Source organism: Streptomyces sp. NPDC002130, assembly GCF_040296465.1.
In the GTDB taxonomy this organism is placed as follows: Bacteria; Actinomycetota; Actinomycetes; order Streptomycetales; family Streptomycetaceae; genus Streptomyces.
On sequence record NZ_JBEOXI010000880.1, the window covers coordinates 1 to 1,373 of the forward strand.

The window sequence follows — 1,373 nt, forward strand, 5'->3', positions numbered from 1 at the left end:
GGAGATGCGGCGCACGATGCGGCGCAGGGCGTCCTCCCGGCCGTGGCCGACGACGAACTGGTACTGCACGAAGCCGCCCCGGCCGTAGACTGAACCTTTTGATCATCGTGATCCCACTCGTGGTGGAAAGACCGTGGCGTCGAATATGAGTGCTTACTGTCGAAACCATCACCGCCTCAAGCATTCCGGTCAGTGGATGCACACCTCGAACCCGGACCGCAGCGTCATGCTGACCTCGCCGACCGGACATTGCTACCGAACGAGGCCGTCAGGTCTGATGTCGGGAATGCTCGAGCCAGTACCGCCCGAGGGCGGTCGGCGTCGGCGCACACGTCTGGAAAACAAGGCTGTGCGCGTCAAAGGTGAACGCCGGCGGCAGCGGTTACGAATGCACCTGCGAATGAAGAAGAGGGGCCGACGGAAGACCGTCGATCACGGAGACGATCCACCACCATTCTGAGTAGATCGGCGTGTCACTCCTTGATTTTGGATGCCCACTTTGGTGGCGGGGGGTGCGTCAGGCATTGTGTGAAGGTCGGTAGACGTCGGTACACGGGAAGATGTGGAGCATCGATGGCGAGGATCGAAGAAATTCTGGAGTTGGAACGCCTCGAGCGGGACATCTTTCGAGGAATCATCGCGGAGACCACCCTGACCCGCACTTTCGGCGGCCAGGTCGCCGGACAGGCATTGGTGTCGGCGGTACGCACGGTCGATCCGGCCTACTCGGTTCATTCGTTGCACGGGTACTTCCTGCGTCCGGGCAATCCGATGGAACCGACGGTCTTTCTGGTGGATCGAGTTCGAGACGGTCGATCGTTCGCGACCCGACTCGTCACCGGAATCCAAGACGGACAAGCCATTTTCACGATGTCGGCATCCTTCCACGTCCAGGACGAAGGCATCGAGCACCAGGACGAGATGCCACCGGTCCCCGACCCCGAGACCTTGGCCATCGCCCAGGATTCGGAAGACCCCGAAACTGCGTGGTTGGCGCGCGAGTGGTCCGACTGGGACCTGCGAATGGTGCCGAAGGCCGACATCAACAAACGTCCGGGCGCTGCCGCGCAGCAGCAAGTGTGGTTCCGTTCCCGCGAGGCTCTCCCGGACGACCCGGTATTTCATGTGTGCACGCTTGCGTACATGAGCGACATGACGCTGCTCGGATCTTCCCGCGGCCCTCACATGGACGTCGCCATGCAAAGCGCGTCGCTCGATCACGCGATGTGGTTCCTGCGTCCGTTCCGGGCCGACGAGTGGCTGTTGTACGACCAGACGTCGCCGTCAGCGGGCTTCGGTCGCGCACTGACGCAGGGACGAATCTTCGACAGCCGAGGAAATATGGTTGCTGCAGTCGTCCAGGAAGGCCTGAC

At 62.0% G+C, this 1,373-nt stretch carries 1 protein-coding gene; it reads left to right on the top strand.

Features of this window, described 5'->3' with window-relative positions; translation table 11 throughout:
* Positions 1–573: 573 nt before the first annotated feature.
* Positions 574–1,373: acyl-CoA thioesterase (locus tag ABT116_RS46585; protein ID WP_351647312.1), on the top strand; the 800-nt coding region annotated here is incomplete at its 3' end.